This window comes from Agrobacterium vitis (genome assembly GCF_037039395.1).
Lineage (GTDB): Bacteria > Pseudomonadota > Alphaproteobacteria > Rhizobiales > Rhizobiaceae > Allorhizobium > Allorhizobium vitis_E.
Genome location: NZ_CP146242.1, coordinates 1,601,892 through 1,623,702 on the forward strand (window position 1 = coordinate 1,601,892; position 21,811 = coordinate 1,623,702).

General features: G+C 58.2%; 19 protein-coding genes and 1 tRNA gene. 7 read left to right on the forward strand and 13 right to left on the reverse strand.

All coding sequences use genetic code 11. From position 1 onward, the window contains the following. Positions 1-155 precede the first annotated feature (155 nt). Entirely contained in the window at positions 156-1,859 is a 1,704-nt protein-coding gene (gene rpsA, locus V6582_RS10185; RefSeq protein ID WP_060719485.1) for a 30S ribosomal protein S1, read from the reverse strand. Between the two features lie 168 nt (positions 1,860-2,027). Beyond that, positions 2,028-2,672: a (d)CMP kinase gene (cmk, locus tag V6582_RS10190; RefSeq protein ID WP_337739203.1), complete on the reverse strand. Its 645-nt coding sequence runs from the start codon at positions 2,670-2,672 to the stop codon at positions 2,028-2,030. Positions 2,673-2,952: 280 nt separating this feature from the next. Here cmk and V6582_RS10195 point away from each other — a divergent pair, with 280 nt between their 5' ends. The 3 genes from V6582_RS10195 (at position 2,953) to V6582_RS10205 (ending at position 5,342) form a co-directional block, all read left to right on the forward strand. Then, complete coding sequence (locus V6582_RS10195; RefSeq protein WP_060719389.1) at positions 2,953-3,339, forward strand: TIGR02300 family protein; 387 nt, start codon at positions 2,953-2,955, stop codon at positions 3,337-3,339. A 151-nt stretch (positions 3,340-3,490) separates the two neighbouring features. Beyond that, positions 3,491-3,566 (forward strand) — tRNA-Ala (locus V6582_RS10200). A 396-nt stretch (positions 3,567-3,962) separates the two neighbouring features. Then, on the forward strand, positions 3,963-5,342 hold the full coding sequence (locus tag V6582_RS10205; protein ID WP_156631188.1) for an MFS transporter: 1,380 nt from the start codon (positions 3,963-3,965) through the stop codon (positions 5,340-5,342). A gap of 81 nt (positions 5,343-5,423) precedes the next feature. On the opposite strand, the gene V6582_RS10210 is transcribed toward V6582_RS10205, so the two are convergent. Then, positions 5,424-5,894 (reverse strand): hypothetical protein, encoded by a 471-nt coding sequence (locus tag V6582_RS10210; RefSeq protein WP_070147499.1) that lies wholly within the window; start codon positions 5,892-5,894, stop codon positions 5,424-5,426. A 301-nt stretch (positions 5,895-6,195) separates the two neighbouring features. Between V6582_RS10210 and V6582_RS10215 the strand changes: the two genes are divergently transcribed. After that, a complete protein-coding gene (locus V6582_RS10215; RefSeq protein ID WP_156631189.1) occupies positions 6,196-6,831 on the forward strand; it encodes a trimeric intracellular cation channel family protein in 636 nt (211 codons plus the stop codon). A 64-nt stretch (positions 6,832-6,895) separates the two neighbouring features. Here the strand turns inward: V6582_RS10215 and irrA are convergent, their stop codons facing one another. Then, entirely contained in the window at positions 6,896-7,312 is a 417-nt protein-coding gene (gene irrA, locus V6582_RS10220; RefSeq protein WP_070147497.1) for an iron response transcriptional regulator IrrA, read from the reverse strand. 307 nt (positions 7,313-7,619) lie between these two features. On the opposite strand from irrA, the gene fabA reads away from it, so the two are divergent. Genes fabA through fabI form a run of 3 tightly spaced genes read left to right on the forward strand, consistent with a single transcriptional unit; the run spans position 7,620 to position 10,205 of the window. Further along, positions 7,620-8,135: a 3-hydroxyacyl-[acyl-carrier-protein] dehydratase FabA gene (gene fabA, locus V6582_RS10225; protein ID WP_156631190.1), complete on the forward strand. Its 516-nt coding sequence runs from the start codon at positions 7,620-7,622 to the stop codon at positions 8,133-8,135. 34 nt (positions 8,136-8,169) lie between these two features. Then, entirely contained in the window at positions 8,170-9,393 is a 1,224-nt protein-coding gene (fabB, locus tag V6582_RS10230; protein WP_156631191.1) for a beta-ketoacyl-ACP synthase I, read from the forward strand. A 5-nt stretch (positions 9,394-9,398) separates the two neighbouring features. Then, positions 9,399-10,205 (forward strand): enoyl-ACP reductase FabI, encoded by an 807-nt coding sequence (gene fabI, locus V6582_RS10235; protein WP_070163998.1) that lies wholly within the window; start codon positions 9,399-9,401, stop codon positions 10,203-10,205. Between the two features lie 71 nt (positions 10,206-10,276). On the opposite strand, the gene V6582_RS10240 is transcribed toward fabI, so the two are convergent. From V6582_RS10240 to nusA, 9 genes are all read right to left on the reverse strand, one after another. Further along, positions 10,277-11,293, reverse strand: coding sequence for a class I SAM-dependent methyltransferase (locus V6582_RS10240; protein WP_156631192.1), 1,017 nt, complete (start codon positions 11,291-11,293; stop codon positions 10,277-10,279). Positions 11,294-11,467: 174 nt separating this feature from the next. Beyond that, positions 11,468-13,612 carry a polyribonucleotide nucleotidyltransferase gene (gene pnp, locus V6582_RS10245; protein WP_012654636.1) on the reverse strand — a complete coding sequence of 715 codons (2,145 nt, stop codon included), beginning with the start codon at positions 13,610-13,612 and terminating at the stop codon, positions 11,468-11,470. A 436-nt stretch (positions 13,613-14,048) separates the two neighbouring features. Next, positions 14,049-14,318, reverse strand: a complete 270-nt coding sequence (gene rpsO, locus V6582_RS10250; RefSeq protein WP_012654635.1) for a 30S ribosomal protein S15 — start codon at positions 14,316-14,318, stop codon at positions 14,049-14,051. Between the two features lie 204 nt (positions 14,319-14,522). Beyond that, on the reverse strand, positions 14,523-15,452 hold the full coding sequence (truB, locus tag V6582_RS10255; protein ID WP_156631193.1) for a tRNA pseudouridine(55) synthase TruB: 930 nt from the start codon (positions 15,450-15,452) through the stop codon (positions 14,523-14,525). A 4-nt stretch (positions 15,453-15,456) separates the two neighbouring features. Beyond that, the gene (gene rbfA, locus V6582_RS10260) at positions 15,457-15,870 is read right to left on the reverse strand and encodes a 30S ribosome-binding factor RbfA (RefSeq protein ID WP_012654633.1); all 414 of its coding nucleotides are present in this window, start codon (positions 15,868-15,870) and stop codon (positions 15,457-15,459) included. Between the two features lie 94 nt (positions 15,871-15,964). Further along, positions 15,965-16,579 (reverse strand): YcxB family protein, encoded by a 615-nt coding sequence (locus V6582_RS10265; protein WP_197434337.1) that lies wholly within the window; start codon positions 16,577-16,579, stop codon positions 15,965-15,967. A 5-nt stretch (positions 16,580-16,584) separates the two neighbouring features. Continuing rightward, positions 16,585-19,365, reverse strand: coding sequence for a translation initiation factor IF-2 (gene infB / locus V6582_RS10270; RefSeq protein ID WP_156631195.1), 2,781 nt, complete (start codon positions 19,363-19,365; stop codon positions 16,585-16,587). Positions 19,366-19,468: 103 nt separating this feature from the next. After that, on the reverse strand, positions 19,469-20,164 hold the full coding sequence (locus V6582_RS10275) for an RNA-binding protein (RefSeq protein WP_234889616.1): 696 nt from the start codon (positions 20,162-20,164) through the stop codon (positions 19,469-19,471). Beyond that, complete coding sequence (nusA, locus tag V6582_RS10280) at positions 20,164-21,780, reverse strand: transcription termination factor NusA (RefSeq protein WP_156631196.1); 1,617 nt, start codon at positions 21,778-21,780, stop codon at positions 20,164-20,166. Before nusA ends, V6582_RS10275 begins: the two co-directional genes overlap by 1 nt. Positions 21,781-21,811 lie beyond the last annotated feature (31 nt).

Consider the following 21,811-nt stretch of genomic DNA (forward strand, 5'->3'; position numbering starts at 1 on the left):
AGATCTCCAATTTAGAATAATTCTAAATTTAGAGCATTGTTCGATTTGCAGCAAGAGCGGTTTTCAGCAATCATCACGCCAGCAACCATCAAGCCAAAGAAAAACCCGCCGGACATTGCTGCCCGGCGGGTTTTTAATCTTCTAAACCGCGACGATTAGTCGTTGCTGCGGTTCTTCAGGGCTGCGCCCAAGATGTCGCCGAGCGAAGCGCCGCTGTCGGATGAACCAAACTGAGCAACAGCTTCCTTCTCTTCAGCGATTTCCAGTGCCTTGATCGACAGCATGACCTTGCGATCCTTCTTGGAGAAGTTGGTGACGCGAGCGTCAAAAACCTGGCCAACGGAGAAACGCTCAGGGCGCTGGTCGTCACGGTCACGAGCGAGGTCGGCGCGGCGGATGAAGGACACGATGTCTTCATGGTTGACGAGCTTGACTTCGACGCCACCGTCATTGACCGCGATCACTTCGCAGGAAACGACAGCATTCTTGCGCAGATCGCCGGAAGCGGCGGCATCACCGACCGAGTCCTTGCCGAGCTGCTTGATGCCGAGCGAGATACGCTCCTTTTCGACATCCACATCGAGAACAACCGCGCGAACAACGTCGCCCTTGTTGTATTCTTCGATAACCTGTTCGCCTGGACGGTTCCAGTCGAGATCCGACAGGTGAACCATGCCGTCAACGTCGCCTTCGAGGCCGATGAACAGGCCGAATTCGGTCTTGTTCTTGACTTCGCCTTCGACTTCAGCGCCAGCCGGATGGCTGTAGGCAAATGCCTGCCATGGGTTTTCGAGGGTCTGCTTCAGGCCAAGCGAGATACGACGCTTGGACGGATCGACTTCGAGAACAACCACGTCAACTTCCTGGCTGGTGGACAGGATTTTGCCGGGGTGAACGTTCTTCTTGGTCCAGGACATTTCGGAAATGTGGATCAGGCCTTCGATACCTGGCTCCAGCTCAACGAATGCACCGTAGTCGGTGATGTTGGTCACGGTACCGGAGATCTTCTTGCCAACCGGGTACTTGGCAGCAATGCCATCCCAAGGATCAGACTCGAGCTGCTTCATGCCGAGCGAGATGCGGTGGGTTTCCTGGTTGATACGGATGATCTGAACCTTGACCGACTGGCCGATGGACAGGATTTCCGAAGGATGGTTCACACGACGCCATGCCATGTCGGTGACATGCAGCAGACCGTCAATGCCGCCGAGGTCAACGAACGCACCGTAATCGGTGATGTTCTTGACAACGCCTTCAACAACCTGGCCTTCTTCGAGGTTCTGAACGATTTCAGAACGCTGCTCGGCGCGGGACTCTTCGAGAACCGTACGGCGCGAAACCACGATATTGCCGCGACGCTTGTCCATCTTGAGGATTTCGAAGGGCTGCGGGTTGTGCATCAGCGGGGTCACGTCGCGGATCGGGCGGATATCCACCTGGGAGCGCGGCAGGAAGGCAACAGCGCCGTCCAGATCGACGGTGAAACCACCCTTGACCTGGTTGAAGATAACGCCTTCGACGCGCTCGCCAGCTTCGAACTTGGCTTCGAGCTTGATCCAGCTTTCTTCGCGACGCGCCTTTTCGCGCGACAGAACAGCTTCGCCCAGCGCGTTTTCAATGCGCTCGACATAAACTTCAACTTCGTCGCCAACTTTCAACTGGCCGTCCTTGGCGCGAGCGCCAAATTCCTTCAGCGGAACGCGGCCTTCGACCTTGAGGCCGACGTCAACGATTGCGACGTCCTTCTCAATGGCCGTCACGATGCCCTTGGCAACATAGCCTTCGGCCAGATCGGTCTTTGCAAAGGATTCTTCCAGCAGGGCCGCGAAATCGTCCCGTGTCGGGGTAGAAACAGACATGAAATCTCCTAATCGCATCCCCTTGGGAATGCGCAGTGCGCCGGTGGGTTGGTGTTGATAACGGCCGATCCCGCGTCCGCCCTTTATAAAAGGACAACCCGGCGCAAGGACGCTGGTTTCGGCTGGTCCAGACAAAACCGGTCGTCGGTCCTGTCTGCTGAATGCATGCTAATTCTTTTTCAATGCCGCATCGATCAAGGAACGCGCAGCCTGAAACGCCGCCTCTATACTCATTTCGGACGTATCTAGCAAGTGCGCGTCTTCAGCAGGTTTCAACGGACTGTCGGCGCGACCCATGTCACGGTCGTCGCGCCGCTTCACATCCTCAAACACTGCCGGATAGTCGGCTACACCGCCATGGGCGACAATCTCGTCATAGCGGCGCCGCGCACGCACGTCCGGTGACGCCGTCACATAGAGCTTGACCGCCGCATCCGGGCAGACAACCGTGCCGATATCGCGCCCGTCCAGCACCGTACCCGGGGCCTTCAGCGCGAACCGCCGCTGCGCCTCGACCAGTGCGCGGCGCACGGCTGGCATGACGGCGATCTTAGAGGCAGCCTCGCCGATATCGTGCTTGGCCAGAACCTCCCGGTCCAGACCGGACAGATCGAGCCCCAGCGCCACCTGCTCGGCCACAGCCTCATTATCGAGCGGCAGGCCTTTTTCCAGAAGCGCCTTGGCTGTGGCGCGGTAGGTCAGGCCGGTGTCCAGGTGATGAAAGCCGTAACTGTTGGCGATGCGGCGTGACAGCGTTCCCTTGCCGGCAGCCGCAGGACCATCGATGGCGATTACAAACGTGTTTTCCGTCACCTCAGTCAAACAGCCATCCTCTTCCTGTCTGCATACCTCATGTTGCACGGCCCCGTAGCACACCCGACGTCCAAGGTCATCCCCGCTTCATCGCCCGCCATTCGTGTCTCTGGCCTGTCTCTGGCTGGCGCGAAAGCGGCAAGCCTGCGGATCGACCAGCCAGATTGCCTTTGACAGAAGCCAGCACAACGATTAAGGGACCGTCGACAGTTGGACCGGCCTTCGGGTCCGGGTCCTTGGCGCATGCCCTCTTTTCCAACGATTTCATGAGGCTTTGACAGTGGCGAAGGCAGAACTTGGAACCAAACGCACTTGCCCCGACACCGGCAAGAAATTCTACGATCTGAACAATGATCCGGTCGTATCCCCCTATACGAAGAAATCCTGGCCGCTCTCTTACTTTGAAGAGACCTCGGTAGCCGCCATCATGGAAAAGGCTGAAGAGGAAGAGGTCGCGGAAGTCGATACCGAGAACACCGATGTCGAGCTGGTTTCGCTGGAAGACGCGGACGATGCAGCCGGTGGCGACGACATTCCTGATATTGGCGATGACGATGTCGAAATCGGCGACGACGATGACGACACCTTCCTGGAAGCCGATGAAGACGACGAAGACGACGACATGTCCGGCATTATCGGCGTGACCGGCGACGACGACGAAGTCTGATTCAACAGCTCTCCGCCCCCGGATGATAAAAAAACATCCGGGGGCGCATTTTTTGGCTTGTCATGTGCAAAAGCAGCACGTATGAAGCCGCCACACCGAACGAAGCACTGCTTCACACGGTTCCCGGACCCGGCAAATGCCGGACCCTTATGGGGCTATAGCTCAGCTGGGAGAGCGCTTGCATGGCATGCAAGAGGTCAGCGGTTCGATCCCGCTTAGCTCCACCAAATCTCCTTTGAGTATGTATTTCGCTGCTTAGCGATCTGTTTCGTGAGACACGTCTCGCTATGAGCAATCAGCGAATCGAATTTTCTGAAAATTGGCGTTTTCTCAATCAGAGCGCTTGTTAACAATTGTCTATTCTGTCAACGGGGATGCGACAAACGCAATAATCCGAGCGTTGTTCATTCGGCTTGATTGTCCATCATTGGCCTGAAGGATATTGGCGCTTTTCGGTTGTACATCCGCTTTGACCTTATTATGGTCGGACTGGATTTTGGTTGTAATAAATTAATCTACTATCATTGGTGGGTAAAATTGCGCTCATTGAATTGTCAACGGAGCGTTGGCAATGTGGCTTTTCCTCTTCCCACTGATGAAATGCGTGTTGGGAGGGAACAGATATGTCCTTTGATCGTGAAAAGGCGCAGAGACAATCTCGTGTCGCCACGGCCAGCGGCTGGATTGGCTCTGCGCTGGAATATTATGATTTCTTCATTTATGCCACAGCCGCGGCACTGGTCTTTCCTCAGCTGTTTTTTCCATCCGCAGATCCGACAACCGCAATCGTTGCATCGCTGACGACCTATGGCGTGGGCTATGTCAGCCGCCCAATCGGCGCCTTCGTTCTGGGCCACATGGGTGACGTTTACGGTCGTAAAAAAATGATGCTGACCTGCCTGTTTCTCATGGGCTTTTCGACACTGATGGTCGGCCTGTTGCCCACCTATGAACAAATCGGCATCTGGGCTCCGATTTTGCTGGTCGTGCTTCGCCTGATCCAGGGTTTTGCTGTCGCGGGTGAAATCTCCGGCGCGTCCTCGATGATTCTGGAACATGCACCAACCGGCCGACGGGGCTTTTTCGCATCCTTCGCACTTCAGGGCGTCCAGGCGGGACAAATTTTGGCTGCCGCCGTGTTTCTGCCGCTCGCCCACTATATGGAGCCAGCGGCATTCAACAGCTGGGGCTGGCGGATTCCCTTCCTTCTGTCGATCTTCGTGGTAATCGTCGGCTTTGTCATCCGCCGTCTGGTTGAGGAAACACCGACCTTCGTCAACGCCAGCGAAAGCGGCGCGGTCTCGAAAGCGCCCATCGTTGAGGCTTTCCGCCATGGCTGGGCCGATATCATCCGCGTTATGTGCATGTCGCTTATGAACGTCATTCCAACCGTGACAACGGTGTTCGGCGCGGCCTATGCCGTGCAGCCGGCTTACGGTGTCGGCTTCAGCAAGGACGTCTACCTTTGGATTCCGGTTCTCGGCAACATTGTTGCCGTTCTGGTCATTCCCTTTATCGGCGGACTGTCTGACCGTATTGGCCGTAAGCCGCCGATCATCATCGGTTCATTGCTGTCTGGCGCTTTGTCGTTTGGCTATCTCTATGCGATCAGCATTCACAATGTCCCGATGGCCATCGCCATGTCGCTCTTGATGTGGGGCGTGATTTATCAGGGATATAACGCGGTCTTCCCGTCATTCTATCCGGAATTGTTTCAGAGCCGCATCCGCGTCTCCTCAATGGCCATCGCGCAGAATGTCGGGACGGCAATCACGGCCCTGTTCCCGGCCCTGTTCACCGCCGTTGCTCCGCCCGGCTCGCTGAATATTCCTGTTGTCATCGGCTGCTGGACGCTCGCCATTACCGTGATTTCAGCGCTGGCCGCACTCTCGGCCCGGGAAACCTACCGAATCACGATCAATGAGCTGGGCAACAAGACGGCAAAGCCGATCACCAAGGACGAATACAATCGTATGCGTGCGCAATCCATGGCAAAGGCGTAGTCCAAGCGGAAATGCGTTCAAACAAACGTTGCGACAGCATGATGCATTCTGCCAAATGCACCATGCTGTCGCTGTTTCAGACTATTTCTTGACGATCGTCACGAACATCACGCCGCGCACCCGCACCGTCATTTCACATTGCGGACCATCGGTGCGGTCGCAGAAATGCGGCGGCATTTTCAGCACGAAAACCTTATTGCCGTATCGCTGGATGAAGTCATAGCCAAAGATCTTGGCGGTGGCGATCATCAGATAGCCGCCTTCCTTGACCTGTACATAGAAATTATAGGGGCAGCCTTCGGCATCGCAGTCGGGGCCGCGCTTGCCATCGCAGGTCAGCGCGCCTTCGTTGACGATCGCATCGACAATACCGTCATTATTGATATCCAACCGGGTGACGTAGTTGTCATCGAACTCAGCTGTCTTGCAGACCTTACGGAAATGATCCTTCTCGTAGATTTCCGGGTCACTGACCAATTGCTGTTGCGCCAGGGCGACCGAGGCAGACAGGGGCAACAACAGGCACAGGAGCAGGCGAAGAAGCAATTTCACGGCATGAACCTTCGATAGGATTGCAGCCCTATGGCGAGAACAAAAATCTAGCGCATCACGGACCACCCGCAGCGCCAAAGATTCCGATAGCGCAATCAGCTTGTGCCGCCCTTGCCATCAATCCGGTTTGCGACGGCCCGGCTGGCGATGGTTGGGTGGCACAGGCGAGAGCGGACGCTTATTGAAGCCGGAATCCTTATGTCTTGGGTAACGCATGATATTGTAAAATAGCCCGTATCCACCCCAGCGCCGCACATTTCGCGTCCATTCATCGGCAGATCATCGCAACGTCAGGGCCACTATGTCGCTTCTTCTTTATCTGGATTATGCAGGCGTCGCGCTATTTGCCGCCACCGGCGCTTTGGCCGCCTCGCGCAAACAGCTGGATCTGATCGGCTTCCTGTTTTTTGCCACGATCACCGGCACAGGCGGCGGCACGGTGCGTGATATCATTCTTGGGCGCCTGCCGGTGTTCTGGGTGGTTAACCCGAGCTATATTCTGATCTGCTGCGCTGTCGGCGTGCTGGTGTTCTTCACCGCGCATCTGGTGGAATCGCGCTACAAACTGCTGATCTGGCTCGATGCTATCGGGCTTTCCGCCTATTGCGTGATGGGAGCGGCCAAGGGAATGGCCGCGACCGGCTCGCCCACCATCGCCATCGTCACGGGCATGATGACGGCCACCCTGAGCGGCGTGCTGCGCGATCTGCTCGCCAATGAACCGTCGGTGCTGCTGCGTCCGGAAATTTACATCACCGCAGCCTTGATCGGCGCCTGTGTGTTTACCGGGGCTTTCATGCTGGCCGCGCCCTTATACTGGGCTTGCGCAGGTGGAATGCTGGCAGCCTTCATGGTGCGCGGCGGCGCTCTGTATTTCGGTTGGACATTTCCGAGATATGGACATCAGGCAGGCCGACATCCCGACGACGTGATGTGAACCGGATATGGTTTGTGCCGATCATGGTCGCCACAACGGGCTTTGAGATCAGGACGGCTGAAGATCAAGCCTTGGGGCGCAGCCGGATCACCACGTCTACATGAGAAATTTCCATGCCTTCAGGCGGTGCAGGCAGGTTGCCGATTTCGATATTGCTGACCGGAATATCCAGGACCTCGTTGCGGCCTTCCACAAAAAAGTGGTGGTGATCCGACACATTGGTATCGAAATAGGTTTTGTTGCTCTCAACCGCGAGAACCCGGATCATGCCGGCTTCGGTAAACTGATGAAGCGTGTTGTAAACGGTGGCCAGAGAAACGGGCACGTCGGCGGCAACCGCTTCTTCGTGCAGTTCTTCGACGGTCAGATGCCGGTCACCCTTGGCAAACAACAGCGAAGCCAAGGCAACCCTCTGCCGTGTCGGCCTCAGGCCCGACCGACGCAGTTTTGCTTCCACGTCCCTAGAGGCTTGCGCCATCATACCGGCGATCTCCGCATTGTCCCTTGAAATCTCACTATCATCGTACTGATATACCTGTAGACGGGCCTGCTTTCAATAGTTTGACGGCGGGTAAATCCAGTGAAAGCCCTTATATTGAGGCAGTTGACCGATTTTAGCACTGGTGGAGTATGGACGCTTCCTGTATGCGGACGACGGAAAGCGGCCCGGACCGAGGCCATTCGACACAGCGTAAAGCGTTGGAATGAATTGGCATCGGCTTCAATTCGTCGCCATCTTGCTTTAAGTCTCCTAAGCGGAACGCCTGAAGGGGGGAATTGAAAGACCGATGAACGAAAAACAGACAAGCTATAATTACGACGAGATTCTCGCCTGCGGTCGGGGTGAACTGTTCGGCAAGGGCAATGCGCAACTGCCGTTGCCGCCCATGCTGATGTTCAATCGCATCACCGATATTTCGGAAACCGGCGGCCCCCACGACAAGGGCTATATCCGTGCCGAGTTCGACATCACCCCCGACCTCTGGTTCTTTCCCTGCCATTTCCAGGGCGATCCGGTCATGCCGGGATGCCTTGGCCTGGATGCCATGTGGCAATTGACCGGCTTTTACCTCGGCTGGCTGGGCGAACCCGGCAAGGGCCGGGCGATCTCGACAGGCGAAGTGAAATTCACCGGCATGGTTACGCCATCCACCAAGCTCGTGGAATATGGCATCGACTTCAAGCGCGTCATGCGCGGACGTCTGGTGCTGGGCATTGCCGACGGCTGGATGAAGGCCGATGGCGAGGTCATCTACAAGGCAACCGATCTGCGTGTCGGGCTTTTCAAGGAAAAGGCCGACTGAGCGCATCACCCCCACCAAGCAAAAGGTCGATTACATGAGACGGGTAGTAGTTACGGGTCTGGGCATTGTGTCCTCCATCGGCAATAATGCCGAGGAAGTCACGGCATCTCTCCGCGACGCCAGGTCCGGCATTTCCTTTTCTCCCGATTTTGCCGAGCATGGCTTCAAATGCCAGGTCTGGGGTCAACCTTCACTGGACACGACCGACCTTGTCGACCGTCGTGCCATGCGCTTCCTGTCACAGGGCGGTGCCTGGAACCATGTGGCGATGAAGCAGGCGATTGCCGATTCGGGCCTGGAGGAAAAGGATTATTCCGCCAACGAGCGCACCGGCATCATCATGGGCTCGGGCGGTCCTTCGACCCGGCAGATCGTCGAGGCGGCCGATATTACCCGCCAGAACAAAAGCCCGAAGCGCATCGGACCGTTCGCCGTTCCAAAGGCCATGTCATCGACGGCATCGGCGACGCTTGCCACCTGGTTCAAGATCCACGGCGTCAACTACTCGATCTCGTCCGCTTGCTCGACCTCGGCCCATTGCATCGGCAATGCCGCTGAAATGATCCAATGGGGCAAGCAGGACATCATGTTCGCGGGCGGCCATGAGGATCTCGACTGGTCGATGTCCGACCTGTTCGATGCCATGGGTGCCATGTCGACCCGCTATAACGACACGCCGGCTCTGGCTTCGCGCGCCTATGACGCCAACCGCGATGGCTTCGTCATCGCTGGCGGCGCAGGCGTCCTGGTTCTGGAAGAACTGGAACATGCCAAGGCGCGTGGCGCCAAGATCTACGCCGAACTCACCGGCTATGGCGCGACCTCGGACGGTTACGACATGGTGGCACCTTCAGGCGAAGGCGCCATCCGCTGCATGCGCCAGGCCCTGGCAACCGTCAAGGGTGATGTGGATTACATCAATACCCACGGCACATCGACCCCGGTTGGCGACAGCAAGGAAATCGGTGCGATCCGCTCGGTATTCGGCGACAAGATCCCACCGATCCAGTCCACCAAGTCACTGACCGGCCATTCTCTGGGAGCGGCAGGCGTACAAGAATCGATCTACGGCCTGCTGATGATGCAGGAAGGCTTTATTGGCGAAAGCGCCCATATTACCGAACTCGATCCAGAATTCGAAGGTGTGCCGGTCGTGCGCAAGCGCATCGACAATGCCAAGATCGACACGGTGCTGTCCAATTCCTTTGGTTTTGGCGGAACGAATGCGACGCTGGTGTTCCAGCGTCATAACGGATGACAGCGATGATCGCTTCCATGCAAGGTAAACGCGGGCTCATCATGGGCGTTGCGAACAATCACTCGATTGCCTGGGGCATTTCCCAGGCTCTCGCCTCCGCAGGTGCCGAACTGGCCTTCACCTATCAGGGCGAAGCACTTGGCAAGCGCGTCAAGCCGCTGGCTGCTCAGCTCGGCTCGGATCTTGTTCTGCCTTGTGATGTCGAGGATCTGGCCTCTGTTGATGCGACCTTTGCCGCGCTTAGAGAGCGCTGGGGCAAGCTCGATTTTGTCGTTCATGCCATAGGCTTTTCCGACAAGAACGAGCTGAAAGGCCTCTATGCCGACACATCGAGGGAAAATTTCACCCGCACCATGGTGATTTCCTGCTTTTCCTTCACGGAAATTGCCCGGCGTGCAGCCGACTTGATGACGGATGGCGGATCGCTGCTGACGCTCACCTATGGCGGCTCCACGCGGGTTATTCCCAATTACAACGTCATGGGCGTTGCCAAAGCGGCGCTGGAATCTTCCATGCGCTATCTGGCCAGCGATTACGGCCCACGCGGCATTCGCGTCAACGCCCTTTCGGCTGGCCCGGTGCGCACACTGGCCGGTGCAGGCATTTCCGATGCCCGCGCCATTTTCAGCTGGAACCAGAAGAATGCACCGCTGCGCCGCACGCCCACCATCGAGGACATCGGCGGGTCGGCGCTCTATCTGCTCTCAGATCTGTCCAGATGCGTAACCGGCGAAATCCATTACGTCGATGGTGGCTATAACATCACGTCACTGCCAGCCCTGGGTGTGCTGCGCAGCAATGACGCTGAATAGGCACTGACATTCACGTTCAAATAAAAAAGGCGCCAGGATCTCTCCCGGCGCCTTTTTTGTAATCGTTCGGCTTATTTCTTCGCCCACAGCACCTTGTAGCGGGCATTGCGGCAGGTCTCGCCATGCTGACGAAAATTGGCCGCCAGAACCGGCTCATAGGCGAGACCGCGATTGGCAACCATCAGCAGGTCCCCGCCGCCCCGCAGGGCGTCACTGGCAGCCTTGATCATGGCCTCGCCAATCGACGGCTCCGTCGCATGGCCTTCGTGGAAGGGAGGGTTCATGATAACAAGATCGTATTTTTCCTTGGGCGGTTCAGCGCCCAGATCCTGCCAGAAGAAGCGCGCCGTCAGATTAGGGCAGTTGCGGGCCAGATTCTTCTTGGCCTGTTCCAGTGAATCGTAGTTGGCCTCGAACAGGTCGATACGGTTGGTGCGCCGCGCCTTCTCCGCCAGCATCACCGACAGATAGCCCCAACCAGCGCCAAAATCGGCAGCATTGCCATCGAAATCGTCCGGCAACCGGCTGACAAGCAGTTCAGAGCCGGGATCGGCATGCATATGGGAAAACTGTCCGGCATAAGTTTCAAACCGGCCCTCGACCACGACAGGCTTGGAAGCAAGTGCGGCAATCGCGGCAGCCTTATCGTCAGGCACGGTGAACCACACGGCAATGCCATGATATTTTGGCAGGGATTGCGGCTCGAGACCAAGGCGGTCGATCTGCTTGCGCAGCGGCTGAATGCCGTCTTCCTTGGCACCGGCCACAATGATGACGCCACCGGCCCGGACACGCGCCAGCGCTTCCGCGACGCGGTTTTCGTTGAGACCCTTGTGCTTGCCAGCCAAAACCAGCGCGCCGTCATAGTCCTCACCTGCGACAACAGGAACCGGCGACTGACGCGCAGCCTCCAAGCGGCGAAAATCGGGTCGGAACCCTTGGACCACGGTCAATTCGGCACCAAAGCCTTCCGGTTTCACGAAACCGGCCTCGGCGCCGAGAAACAGGAAGCGTTCGTCTTCGCCCGGCAGAGCAACGGCTTCGGTGACAAAGGGATGAAAAATGGTCTTCAGGGTTTCGCGGCTCATGGCTCGGCAATCTCGTGATTAGACTCTGTCGGTTTCACGGCAAAACAGACAGTCTCTATTTTCTTTTGTTCTCGTTTGTCATCGGGAAAACCGGTTTTCACGCTTCCCAGACAAACTCCCGGATAAAAAAAGGCGCGGAAAATCTCCCGCGCCTCGTCATAGAATCAACCCCGCTTATTCAGCGGCAGCATCGCCTTCGGCCTTCTTGTCGCCGACGATTTCCTTGCCGGTTGCCTGATCGACAACCTTCATGGACAGGCGAACCTTGCCGCGCTCGTCAAAGCCCATCAGCTTGACCCAGACCTTGTCGCCTTCCTTGACCACATCCTGGGTCTTGGCAACGCGGTCCACAGCCAATTGGCTGATGTGGACGAGACCGTCACGCGAACCGAAGAAATTGACGAAAGCGCCGAAGTCAGCAGTCTTGACGACCGTGCCTTCATAGACAACGCCGATTTCCGGTTCAGCAACGATAGAGTGAATCCACTTGCGGGCCGCTTCGATTTCCTTGCCGGAAGCAGAAGCGATCTTGATCGTGCCATCGTCTTCGATGTTGATCTTGGCGCCGGTCTTTTCGACGATTTCGCGGATAACCTTGCCGCCGGAACCGATGACTTCACGGATCTTGTCGACCGGGATGGTCATGACTTCGATGCGCGGTGCAAATTCGCCAAGCTGCGAGCGACCTTCGGTGATGGCGTTGGCCATTTCACCAAGGATGTGCTTGCGGCCATTCTGGGCCTGCGCCAGGGCGACCTTCATGATCTCTTCGGTGATACCGGCGATCTTGATGTCCATCTGCAGCGAGGTAATACCGGCTTCCGTACCTGCTACCTTGAAGTCCATGTCACCGAGATGGTCTTCATCGCCGAGAATGTCGGACAGAACGGCAAAACGTTCACCTTCCAGGATCAGGCCCATGGCAATACCAGCCACCGGCTTGGCCAGCGGAACGCCAGCATCCATCAGCGCCAGCGAGGTGCCGCAAACGGTTGCCATCGAGGAAGAACCGTTCGACTCGGTGATCTCAGAGACAACGCGCAGCGTGTAGGGGAACTGTTCCGGCGAAGGCAGCATCGGGCGAATGGCGCGCCATGCCAGCTTGCCATGGCCGATTTCGCGGCGGCCCGGGGAGCCCATGCGGCCAGTTTCACCAACCGAATAGGGAGGGAAGTTGTAATGCAGAAGGAAGCGTTCCTTGTACATGCCCGTCAGGCTATCGACATACTGTTCGTCTTCGCCAGTGCCGAGCGTGGCAACCACGATGGCCTGGGTTTCGCCGCGGGTAAACAGCGCCGAACCGTGGGTGCGTGGCAGGATACCGACTTCCGAGACGATCGCACGGACCGTTTCGAGGTCACGGCCATCGATGCGGCTCTTGGTGTCGAGAATGTTCCAGCGAACGATCTTGGCCTGCAGGTGCTTGAAGACCGCGCCGATCACTTCGTTGGTGTATTTTGGTTCTGCACCCTCTGGGAAGAAGTGTGCCTTGACCTTGGCCTTTACGGCATCGACGGCCGTATAACGATCAGCCTTCTGGGTGATCTTGTAGGCGTCGCGCAGTTCGGCTTCGGCAATCGAGAGCATTTCGGCTTCGAGAGCGGAATGATCTTCCGGTTCGAATTCGCGCGGCTCCTTGGCAGCCACTTCGGCGAGCTTGATGATCGCGTCGATGACCGGCTGGAAGCCACGGTGACCGAACATCACGGCGCCGAGCATGACGTCTTCGTTCAGTTCCTTGGCTTCGGATTCAACCATCAGCACGGCGTCTTGCGTACCGGCAACCACGAGGTCGAGAACGGACTCATCCATCTCGTCGAGATGCGGGTTGAGAACGTATTCGCCATTGATATAGCCGACGCGCGCGCCGCCGACCGGACCCATGAAAGGCACACCCGACAGCGTCAGGGCAGCCGAAGCGGCAACCATCGACAAGACGTCCGGATCGTTTTCAAGGTCATGCTGGATAACGGTAACGACGACCTGCGTGTCGTTCTTGTAGCCTTCCGGGAAAAGCGGGCGGATCGGGCGGTCGATCAGGCGGGAAACCAGGGTTTCCTTTTCGCTCGGACGGCCTTCGCGCTTGAAATAGCCACCCGGGATCTTACCGGCGGCATAGGTCTTTTCCTGATAGTTGACGGTGAGCGGGAAGAAATCCTGACCCGGCTTCGGCGACTTGGCGGAAACGACGGTGGCCAGAACAACGGTTTCGCCGTAGCTGGCGAGAACGGCGCCGTCAGCCTGACGGGCGATCTTGCCGGTTTCCAGCTTCAGCGGCCGGCCGGCCCACTCGATTTCAACGCTGTGAACATTAAACATATCTTGTCCTTCATATGCGCTGGCAATTTGTCTGCCAAAGGCATCAAAATCGCGGTCAGACGCATCGTGCTGAACCATCACGGGCAAGACAGTGGGAGGCTTCGCAATGATCCCTGCCGGAGACATCCGGACCAGAGATCCGCCTTGCGGCGCAAGCATCCAACAATCCTGCCCCATGACAGGCCATCGGTTGTCGTCGGCAGTACCGGCCCATCCGGACTGCCTGGTTTGCAATGCCTCGAGCTTTTCAAAGCTCTGGGCAGGTTGCAACATCTCCATGCGGTGCATGGCTTTTCCCAGGTCCATACGACCCAGGCTTCATTCAGTCTGTCAGCGGGCAGAATTGCCGCGCAAACCCTTCAAGCCGGAGCCTTTTCAGCGCCCCGGAAAAAGTACCGGCGGGTCCTTCCTTATCAGAAGCCCGCCGGTCCAGTCTTTAGCGGCGAATGCCGAGGCTCGCAATCAGCTTGCTGTAACGGCCTTCGTCCTTCTTCTTCAGATAATCAAGAAGCGAACGGCGGGTGGATACCAGCGTCAGAAGGCCACGACGGGAGTGGTTGTCCTTCTTGTGGCCCTTGAAGTGCTCGGTCAGATTGGTGATCCGCTCGGTCAGGATAGCGACCTGGACTTCCGGTGAACCAGTGTCACCTTCGTTGGTTGCGTATTCCTTGATGAGGGCTGACTTGCGCTCTGCAGTAATCGACATCGTATGTCCTTTCTTGAAAGGGAGGATTAGGTCGCCTGCGGCCGGGATGTCGTCCAGCGGAGGCCATGAATGCACGCATAGTTCTGCAATGCTGGGGCCGCCTATATACTATTCCGGCAGCCAAGGGAAGAGGCGCGCTTGGCTCGCAAATCAAGCCGCAAGCATGATGCTTTCCCGTCCAGTAACAGACGGGAAAGCTGAATGTCAGGCAAAAACCCGCTTCGGGCGGAACTCGCCCTCACCGATTTCGCCGATCGCCACCAGCTTGCCACCGGCCAGCGCGACCGCTTCGGGTTCGGCCACCGGCGCATCGCGGCCGCGCAGGATGATCGGATTGCCCATCCGCAAGCGATGTGCCTGATCGTCGCTGATGCGGATCTGCGGCAGGGCCATCAGCGCCTCACCGGTATCGAACAGGAAGGCGTCAAGGGCTGCCAGCCGCTCGTCTCGATCTTCGATCTTCTCCAGTTCCACCAGATCTTCGAGCGGCACCATCATGTCCTCGGCAAATGGCGCGACGAAAGAGCGTCGCAGCTCCGAAATATGACCGTAGCAGCCAAGATCCCGACCCATGTCGCGCGCCAGCGAGCGCACATAGGTTCCCTTGCCGCATTCGACTTCGAAATAGGCACAGTCGCGGTCGACCTTCAGCAGGGTCAGACGATGAATTTCCACCTCGCGGGAGGGAATATCGACCACCTCGCCTTCACGAGCCAGATCGTAAGCACGCTCCCCGGCAATCTTGATGGCCGAAAACTGCGGCGGGATCTGGTTGATCACCCCGGTATAATCCGGCAGCAAAGCGCGGATCTGTTCTTCGCTCGGACGCTGGTCGGAGGTTTGGGTTGCCTCGCCCTCCAGATCGTCGGTCGAGCGTTCTTCGCCCCAGGTGACGGTGAATTCGTAGATCTTGCGGCCATCCATGACGTAGGGAACCGTCTTGGTGGCATCGCCCAGCGCAATCGGCAACATGCCGGAGGCCAGCGGATCGAGCGTTCCGGCGTGACCAGCCTTCTGGGCGTTGAACAGCCATTTGATCTTGCCGACGGCCTCGGTCGAGCCGTAATCCACGGGCTTGTCGAGGATCAGCCAGCCGGAAACCGGACGGCCCTTGGGTTTTCTGGGTTTGGACATCGTCTTATTCGTCTTCTTGCTTGTCTTCGTCTGGCCCCAGATCGCGCGCCACTTCCGGCGAACGCAGCAGCGCATCGATCTTCTGATAATTGTCGAAGCTGGTATCGTCGCGGAACCGCACTTCCGGCATGTATTTCATCTGCCGCAACTGGCCACCGATCCGGCCTCGAATATACTTCGCGTGGCGGTTCAAGGCAGCGATCACCGTGTCATGGTCGCTGACGCCGAGCGGCGAGACATAGGCGGTAGCGACCTTCAGATCAGTCGACATTCGCACTTCGGAAATCGAAATCACGGTCTTTTCAATCAGGTCGTCACGCACTTCGCCGCGTTGCAGAACCTGGGTAATGGCGGCGCGGACCTGTTCGCCAACGCGCAACATGCGCTGCGATGGCGCGGAATTTGTTGGTTTGCTCATTATCGTTTCTCATTAGCCTTCAAGAGGCGGGTGGGGATCGAACCCTTAGGTGCGGCTCAATGCCTGTTACTCGCGAGGAGGTCAAGGGGCGGCGTTAATTTTGGGTCTGTGCGTCCGCCATGTTTTTACGGCAGAACGAGAGGAACTCCTGCACCGTATTCGGGCCGAATGCACGCTTCGGAACGGAGAAATAGTGTCGCCCATCTTCGTGCATCAAAATGATGTAATCAGCATCATCGATCAATCGTCCGACATGGGACCAGCGAAGTTCTGATCGCATCCCCGGCAATTCGATTATTAATCCGGCTCCGTCCGCGGTCTGTCGGATTTTGTATAATTTTCCATTCCTGAAGCGCGGCATAATTAGATATACCAATAATGCTTTTAACGCCATGAATACCGCAAACCACAATGAAATATAAAAAATATTTCCTATAGAAACATTCAGCGTTCTCAATAAAAAATTGTATATTAATGCAGCTACACACGCCGCCAACACACCAACAGAAATCAAAACAAAAACAATAAATAGGAAAAATAAAATACGCCGGGTCGCATGCGCCACAATGTTCTGCGGCCGCAGGGCCGAGCTAACAATCTGCGCAACTTTTTTTATGTCTTCGCCACCCCATTGATCCACAATAATCCATGCATCGCCCGCCAAAATGGCGGACGATGCATGAAGCGGATTCGATGCGATTTGAGCCACCACCGTTACAGCGTGCGGGTGATATGCTCGACGCGGAAGCACTCGATGGTGTCGCCAGCGCGGATGTCTTCGTAGTTTTCGAAGGCCATGCCACATTCCTGGCCCATCGGCACATCTGCCACTTCGTCCTTGAAGCGCTTGAGCGTCTTGAGCTTGCCTTCGTGGATAACGACGTTGTCGCGCACCAGACGCACACCTGCGCCACGCTCGACCTTGCCCTCGACAACACGGCAACCGGCAACCTTGCCCGTTTTCGTGATGTTGAACACTTCGAGGATCTCGGCATTGCCAAGGAAGGTTTCGCGGCGTTCCGGCGACAACAGACCCGACATCGCTGCCTTCACGTCATCCACCAGATCGTAGATGATGTTGTAGTAGCGGATTTCGGTGCCGGTGCGCTCGGCCAAGGCCCGAGCCTGAACGTTTGCACGAACATTGAAGCCGATGATCGCGGCGTTGGATGCTTCGGCCAGCGAAATATCCGATTCCGTGATGGCACCGGCGCCCGAATGGACGATCCGGGCCCGCACTTCGTCGGTTCCGAGCTTGTCGAGCGCTGCGACGATGGCTTCGACAGAACCCTGAACGTCGGCCTTGATGACCAGCGGGAATTCCTTGAAGCCGGTATCCTGCAGCTTGCTCATCATCTGCTCAAGCGAACCGCGCTGACCGGACTGGCGGGCAGCGGCCTTGTCGCGGGCCAGACGCTGACGGTATTCCGAGATTTCACGGGCGCGGGCTTCGCTTTCAACCACGGCGAACTTGTCACCGGCGGCAGGCGTACCCGACAGACCGAGAACCTCGACCGGCATGGCAGGTCCTGCTTCCTTGACGTGACCGCCCTTGTCGTTGACGAGGGCGCGCACGCGGCCCCACTGATCGCCAGCGACGATGATCTGACCTGGACGCAGCGTGCCCTTCTGAACCAGAACGGTGGCAACGGCGCCACGGCCCCGATCGAGCTGGGCTTCAATGACCAGACCTTCGGCAGTACGGCTCGGATCGGCCTTCAGGTCGAGAATTTCGGCCTGAAGAAGCACGGCTTCCAGCAGCTTGTCGAGATTGAGCTTGTTCTTCGCCGACACTTCGACGTCGAGCACTTCACCGCCCATGGATTCGACGAACACTTCGTGCTGGAGCAATTGCTGGCGCACTTTTTCCGGGTTGGCTTCATGCTTGTCGATCTTGTTGATCGCCACAATGATCGGCACATTGGCCGCCTTGGCGTGGTGGATCGACTCGATCGTCTGCGGCATGACGCTGTCATCGGCGGCAACCACCAGGATGGCAATGTCGGTCGCCTGGGCACCACGAGCACGCATGGCCGTGAAGGCGGCGTGGCCGGGGGTGTCGATGAAGGTGATCTTGTGGCCGTTCTGCTCCACCTGATAAGCGCCGATATGCTGGGTAATGCCACCGGCTTCACCCGAAACGACGCTGGTCTGACGGATGGCGTCGAGCAGCGAGGTCTTGCCGTGGTCGACGTGACCCATGATGGTCACGACCGGCGGACGCGACACCATTTCGCCAGCGTCGTCCTTGACGTCGAAAATGCCTTCTTCAACGTCGGATTCGGAAACGCGCTTGACGGAATGGCCAAATTCGGTGGCGATCAACTCGGCCAGATCGGCGTCGATGACGTCGCCCGGCTTCATCATCTGACCTTCCTTCATCAGGTACTTGATCACATCGACGGCCCGTTCGGACATGCGCTGCGACAATTCCTGAATGGTGATGGTTTCCGGCAGAACCACTTCGCGCATGACCTTTTCGCGGGGTTCCTGCATCTGGCTGCGGCGGAATTTCTCCTGGCGACGGCGCATGGCCGACAGCGATCGGCCACGCGCATTGCCGTCTTCATCGACAGCGGCGGTGGTGACGGTCAGCTTGCCACGGCGGCGCTCATCTTCGGTTTTGGGGCGAGCAGGAACCTTGGCAGGCTCGGGACGCACGACCTTGCCGCGCACCGGACCGCCACGGGCGGGACCGCGATTTTCATCTTCTTCGCCTTCCGGCTTGCGACCGCGCACAAAGCTCGGAGCAGGCGCGCCGGCAGCCGGTCTGGCACCAGCAGGTGTCGGCGCCCGGGCAGCAGGCTCGGCAGGACGCGGGGTTTCCGCAACAGGCGCGACGGGCTCTGCGACAGGCTCAGGCGCATTCTTGGCTTCAAGCGCGCGGGCCTTGTCTTCTTCGGCCTGGCGAATGGCTTCCAGAGCGGCAAGACGCTGACGCTCGACCTCTTCAGCCTGACGGCGAACCTCTTCCTCGGCACGGCGCTTGGCGTCCTCGACTTCGCGGACCTGGGCTTCGGCCAGAGCGCGGCGGCGAGCATCCATTTCGCTGGCGGACAGATCGTGCAGTACCGCGCCGCGTGGCCGGTCGGGCTGGCGGCTCGGCTGGCTCGACGCCTGCGGACGGTTCTGCTGGCCAGGATGGCGCTGCTGCGAATATTGGTTTGTCTGTTGAACGCGCTGCGGCGGAGCGGCTGGGCGCGGTGCCTGCGGTGCAGCGGCGACTGGCGCCGGAGCCTGCACAGGGGCTGGCGTCTGCACGGGGGCAGCAGCTGCTGTTGCCGGTGCATCGTCGCCAACGCGACCCTGCGGCTGGCCTGCACGTTCGTCTTCAGGACGGGTCGGGCGGCGCTTGCGCGTCTCGACCACAACGGCCTTCGTGCGACCGCGACCCATATCTTGGCGCACGGTACCCTGGTTCACTCCCGTCGGCTTGAGCGTGAGTGTCTTCTTGCCCGTAACGCTGAGTGTCTTGTCGTCTTTGCTGTCGGTCATTCCGTTCCCGTTCCTTCGAGCGAGGCCGGATGACTACCGCATCAGACCACGCCGTTCACATACTGTCCTACACCACGGAGGCCGGTTTGCACCGGTGACCGCGTCATTGTGGTTTACGGCCAGCGCTACTTGCCATCCGCGGCGAAAGGCCACGATAGGTTTCAAGCAGAGTTGCGCGCTTCACTACACCTTCACCCGCCTGTCCTGCAAGCGCGCAGGCATGGATAAAAGCGTTCTGGCCCATCAGTTCTTGCATTTCCGCCTCGGAAAAGAGCCGATAAGAACGAATTTCCTCATCCGTTTCCATTCCGAGATGCCAGGCCTTGCGGGCCTGGTCCAGTTTTCGAACGCCATCTGCGGCGGCATCGGTGGCGTGAAACACGCCAAGCGCGGCACCGCTGCGGATCGCGAGATCGACCTTGGCCGACCCTGTTACAAACTGGCCCGCCTTGCGCGCCAGGTTCATCATTCCCGCCACCTGCTGGACAAGCAGCCTGTCCACACGCGCTCCCATTTCGGGATCGACAGTGACATCCGTCTTCAAGGCACGGGCGAAAAGCTTTTTCGCCACAGCCTTGTCCACGGCCTCTCGGGAAACGGACACCCAGCAGCCACGGCCGGGCAATTCCCGTTTCAGATCCGGCACGAGCGCCCCATCAGGGCCTGCCACGAACCGGATCAGTGTGTCTGGCGTTCCCGGCTGGCGGGTGACGATGCACGTCCGGTCGTTCTGACCGTCCTTTATCGCCTTCACCGGTTTTGCCGGACGCCCTTCCTCCAAAGATGGATCGGAGGCCATCACGAGCCCTGCTCAGCCTCTTGCGCCTCATCCTCGACGACTTCTGCCTCAGCCTCGGCGGCAATATCCGCTTCGGTGATCCAGCCAGCCGCCAGACGAGCCTGAACGATCATTTGTTCCGCCTCGGTGCGCGAAATGTCGATTTTCGAGAACAGACCCTCGAATTTCTTGGTCTCGCCATCCTTACGCTCACTCCAGCCGATCAGGTCGTCGGCAGCACAGCCGGCGAAATCCTCGACCGTCTTGATGCCGTCTCCCCCGAGCGCAACCAACATTTGCGTTGTCATGCCATCGATGCCGCGCAGCTCGTCGGACACGCCAAGCGCCTTGCGCTTGGCATCCAGTTCGGCTTCCAGCTTTTCGAGATATTCGCGGGCGCGGGTCTGGATTTCTTCTGCGGTATCGCCGTCGAAACCATCGATGGAAGCGATTTCCTCCAGATCGACATAGGCCAGCTCTTCAACCTGGGCAAAGCCTTCCGACGCCAGAACCTGACCGACCATTTCATCGACGTCGAGCGCATCCATGAACAGGTTGGTGCGTTCGTTGAATTCCTTCTGACGGCGCTCGGACTCTTCCGCTTCCGTCATGATGTCGATATCCCAGCCGGTCAGCTGCGATGCCAGGCGGACATTCTGGCCGCGACGGCCGATGGCCAGTGACAGCTGCTCATCGGGAACCACGACTTCGATGCGCTCGGCATCTTCGTCCAGAACCACCTTGGCGACTTCTGCCGGTTGCAGCGCGTTGACGATAAAGGATGCCGGATCGGCAGACCACGGAATGATGTCGATCTTTTCGCCCTGCAATTCACCGACCACGGCCTGAACACGCGAACCGCGCATACCGACGCAGGCACCGACCGGATCGATCGAGCTGTCGTTGGAAATCACCGCGATCTTGGCGCGTGAACCCGGATCACGAGCCACCGACTTGATCTGGATGACACCGTCGTAGATCTCAGGCACTTCCATGGTGAACAGCTTCACCATGAATTGCGGATGGGTGCGCGACAGGAAAATCTGCGGGCCACGCTGTTCGCGGCGCACGTCATAGACATAGGCGCGAACGCGGTCACCGTAACGCATCGTTTCGCGCGGGATCATTTCATCGCGGCGGATAATGCCTTCACCACGACCGAGGTCGACGATGACATTGCCATATTCGACGCGCTTGACCGTACCGTTGATGATTTCGCCGACGCGATCCTTGAACTCGTCGAACTGCCGATCGCGCTCGGCTTCGCGCACTTTCTGCACGATGACCTGCTTGGCGGACTGGGCGGCGATCCGTCCGAAATCCATCGGCGGCAGCGGATCGGCAATGTAATCGCCCAGCTTGGCGTCGACATTGCGGTCGCGCGCCAGTTCGAGTGCGATCTGAGTGCCGTAATCCTCGACCTTTTCGACCACTTCGAGCAGGCGCTGCAGACGGATCTCGCCGGTCTTGGAGTTGATGTCGGCGCGAATATTGGTCTCGGAACCGTAACGCGAACGCGCGGCCTTCTGGATGGCGTCAGCCATCGCAGCAAGCACGATTTCGCGGTCGATGACTTTTTCGCGTGCGACCGCATCCGCGATCTGCAACAGCTCGAGCCGATTAGCACTGACTGCCATTGTTTAAAGTCTCCGTCTTCCTGCCTGGGGC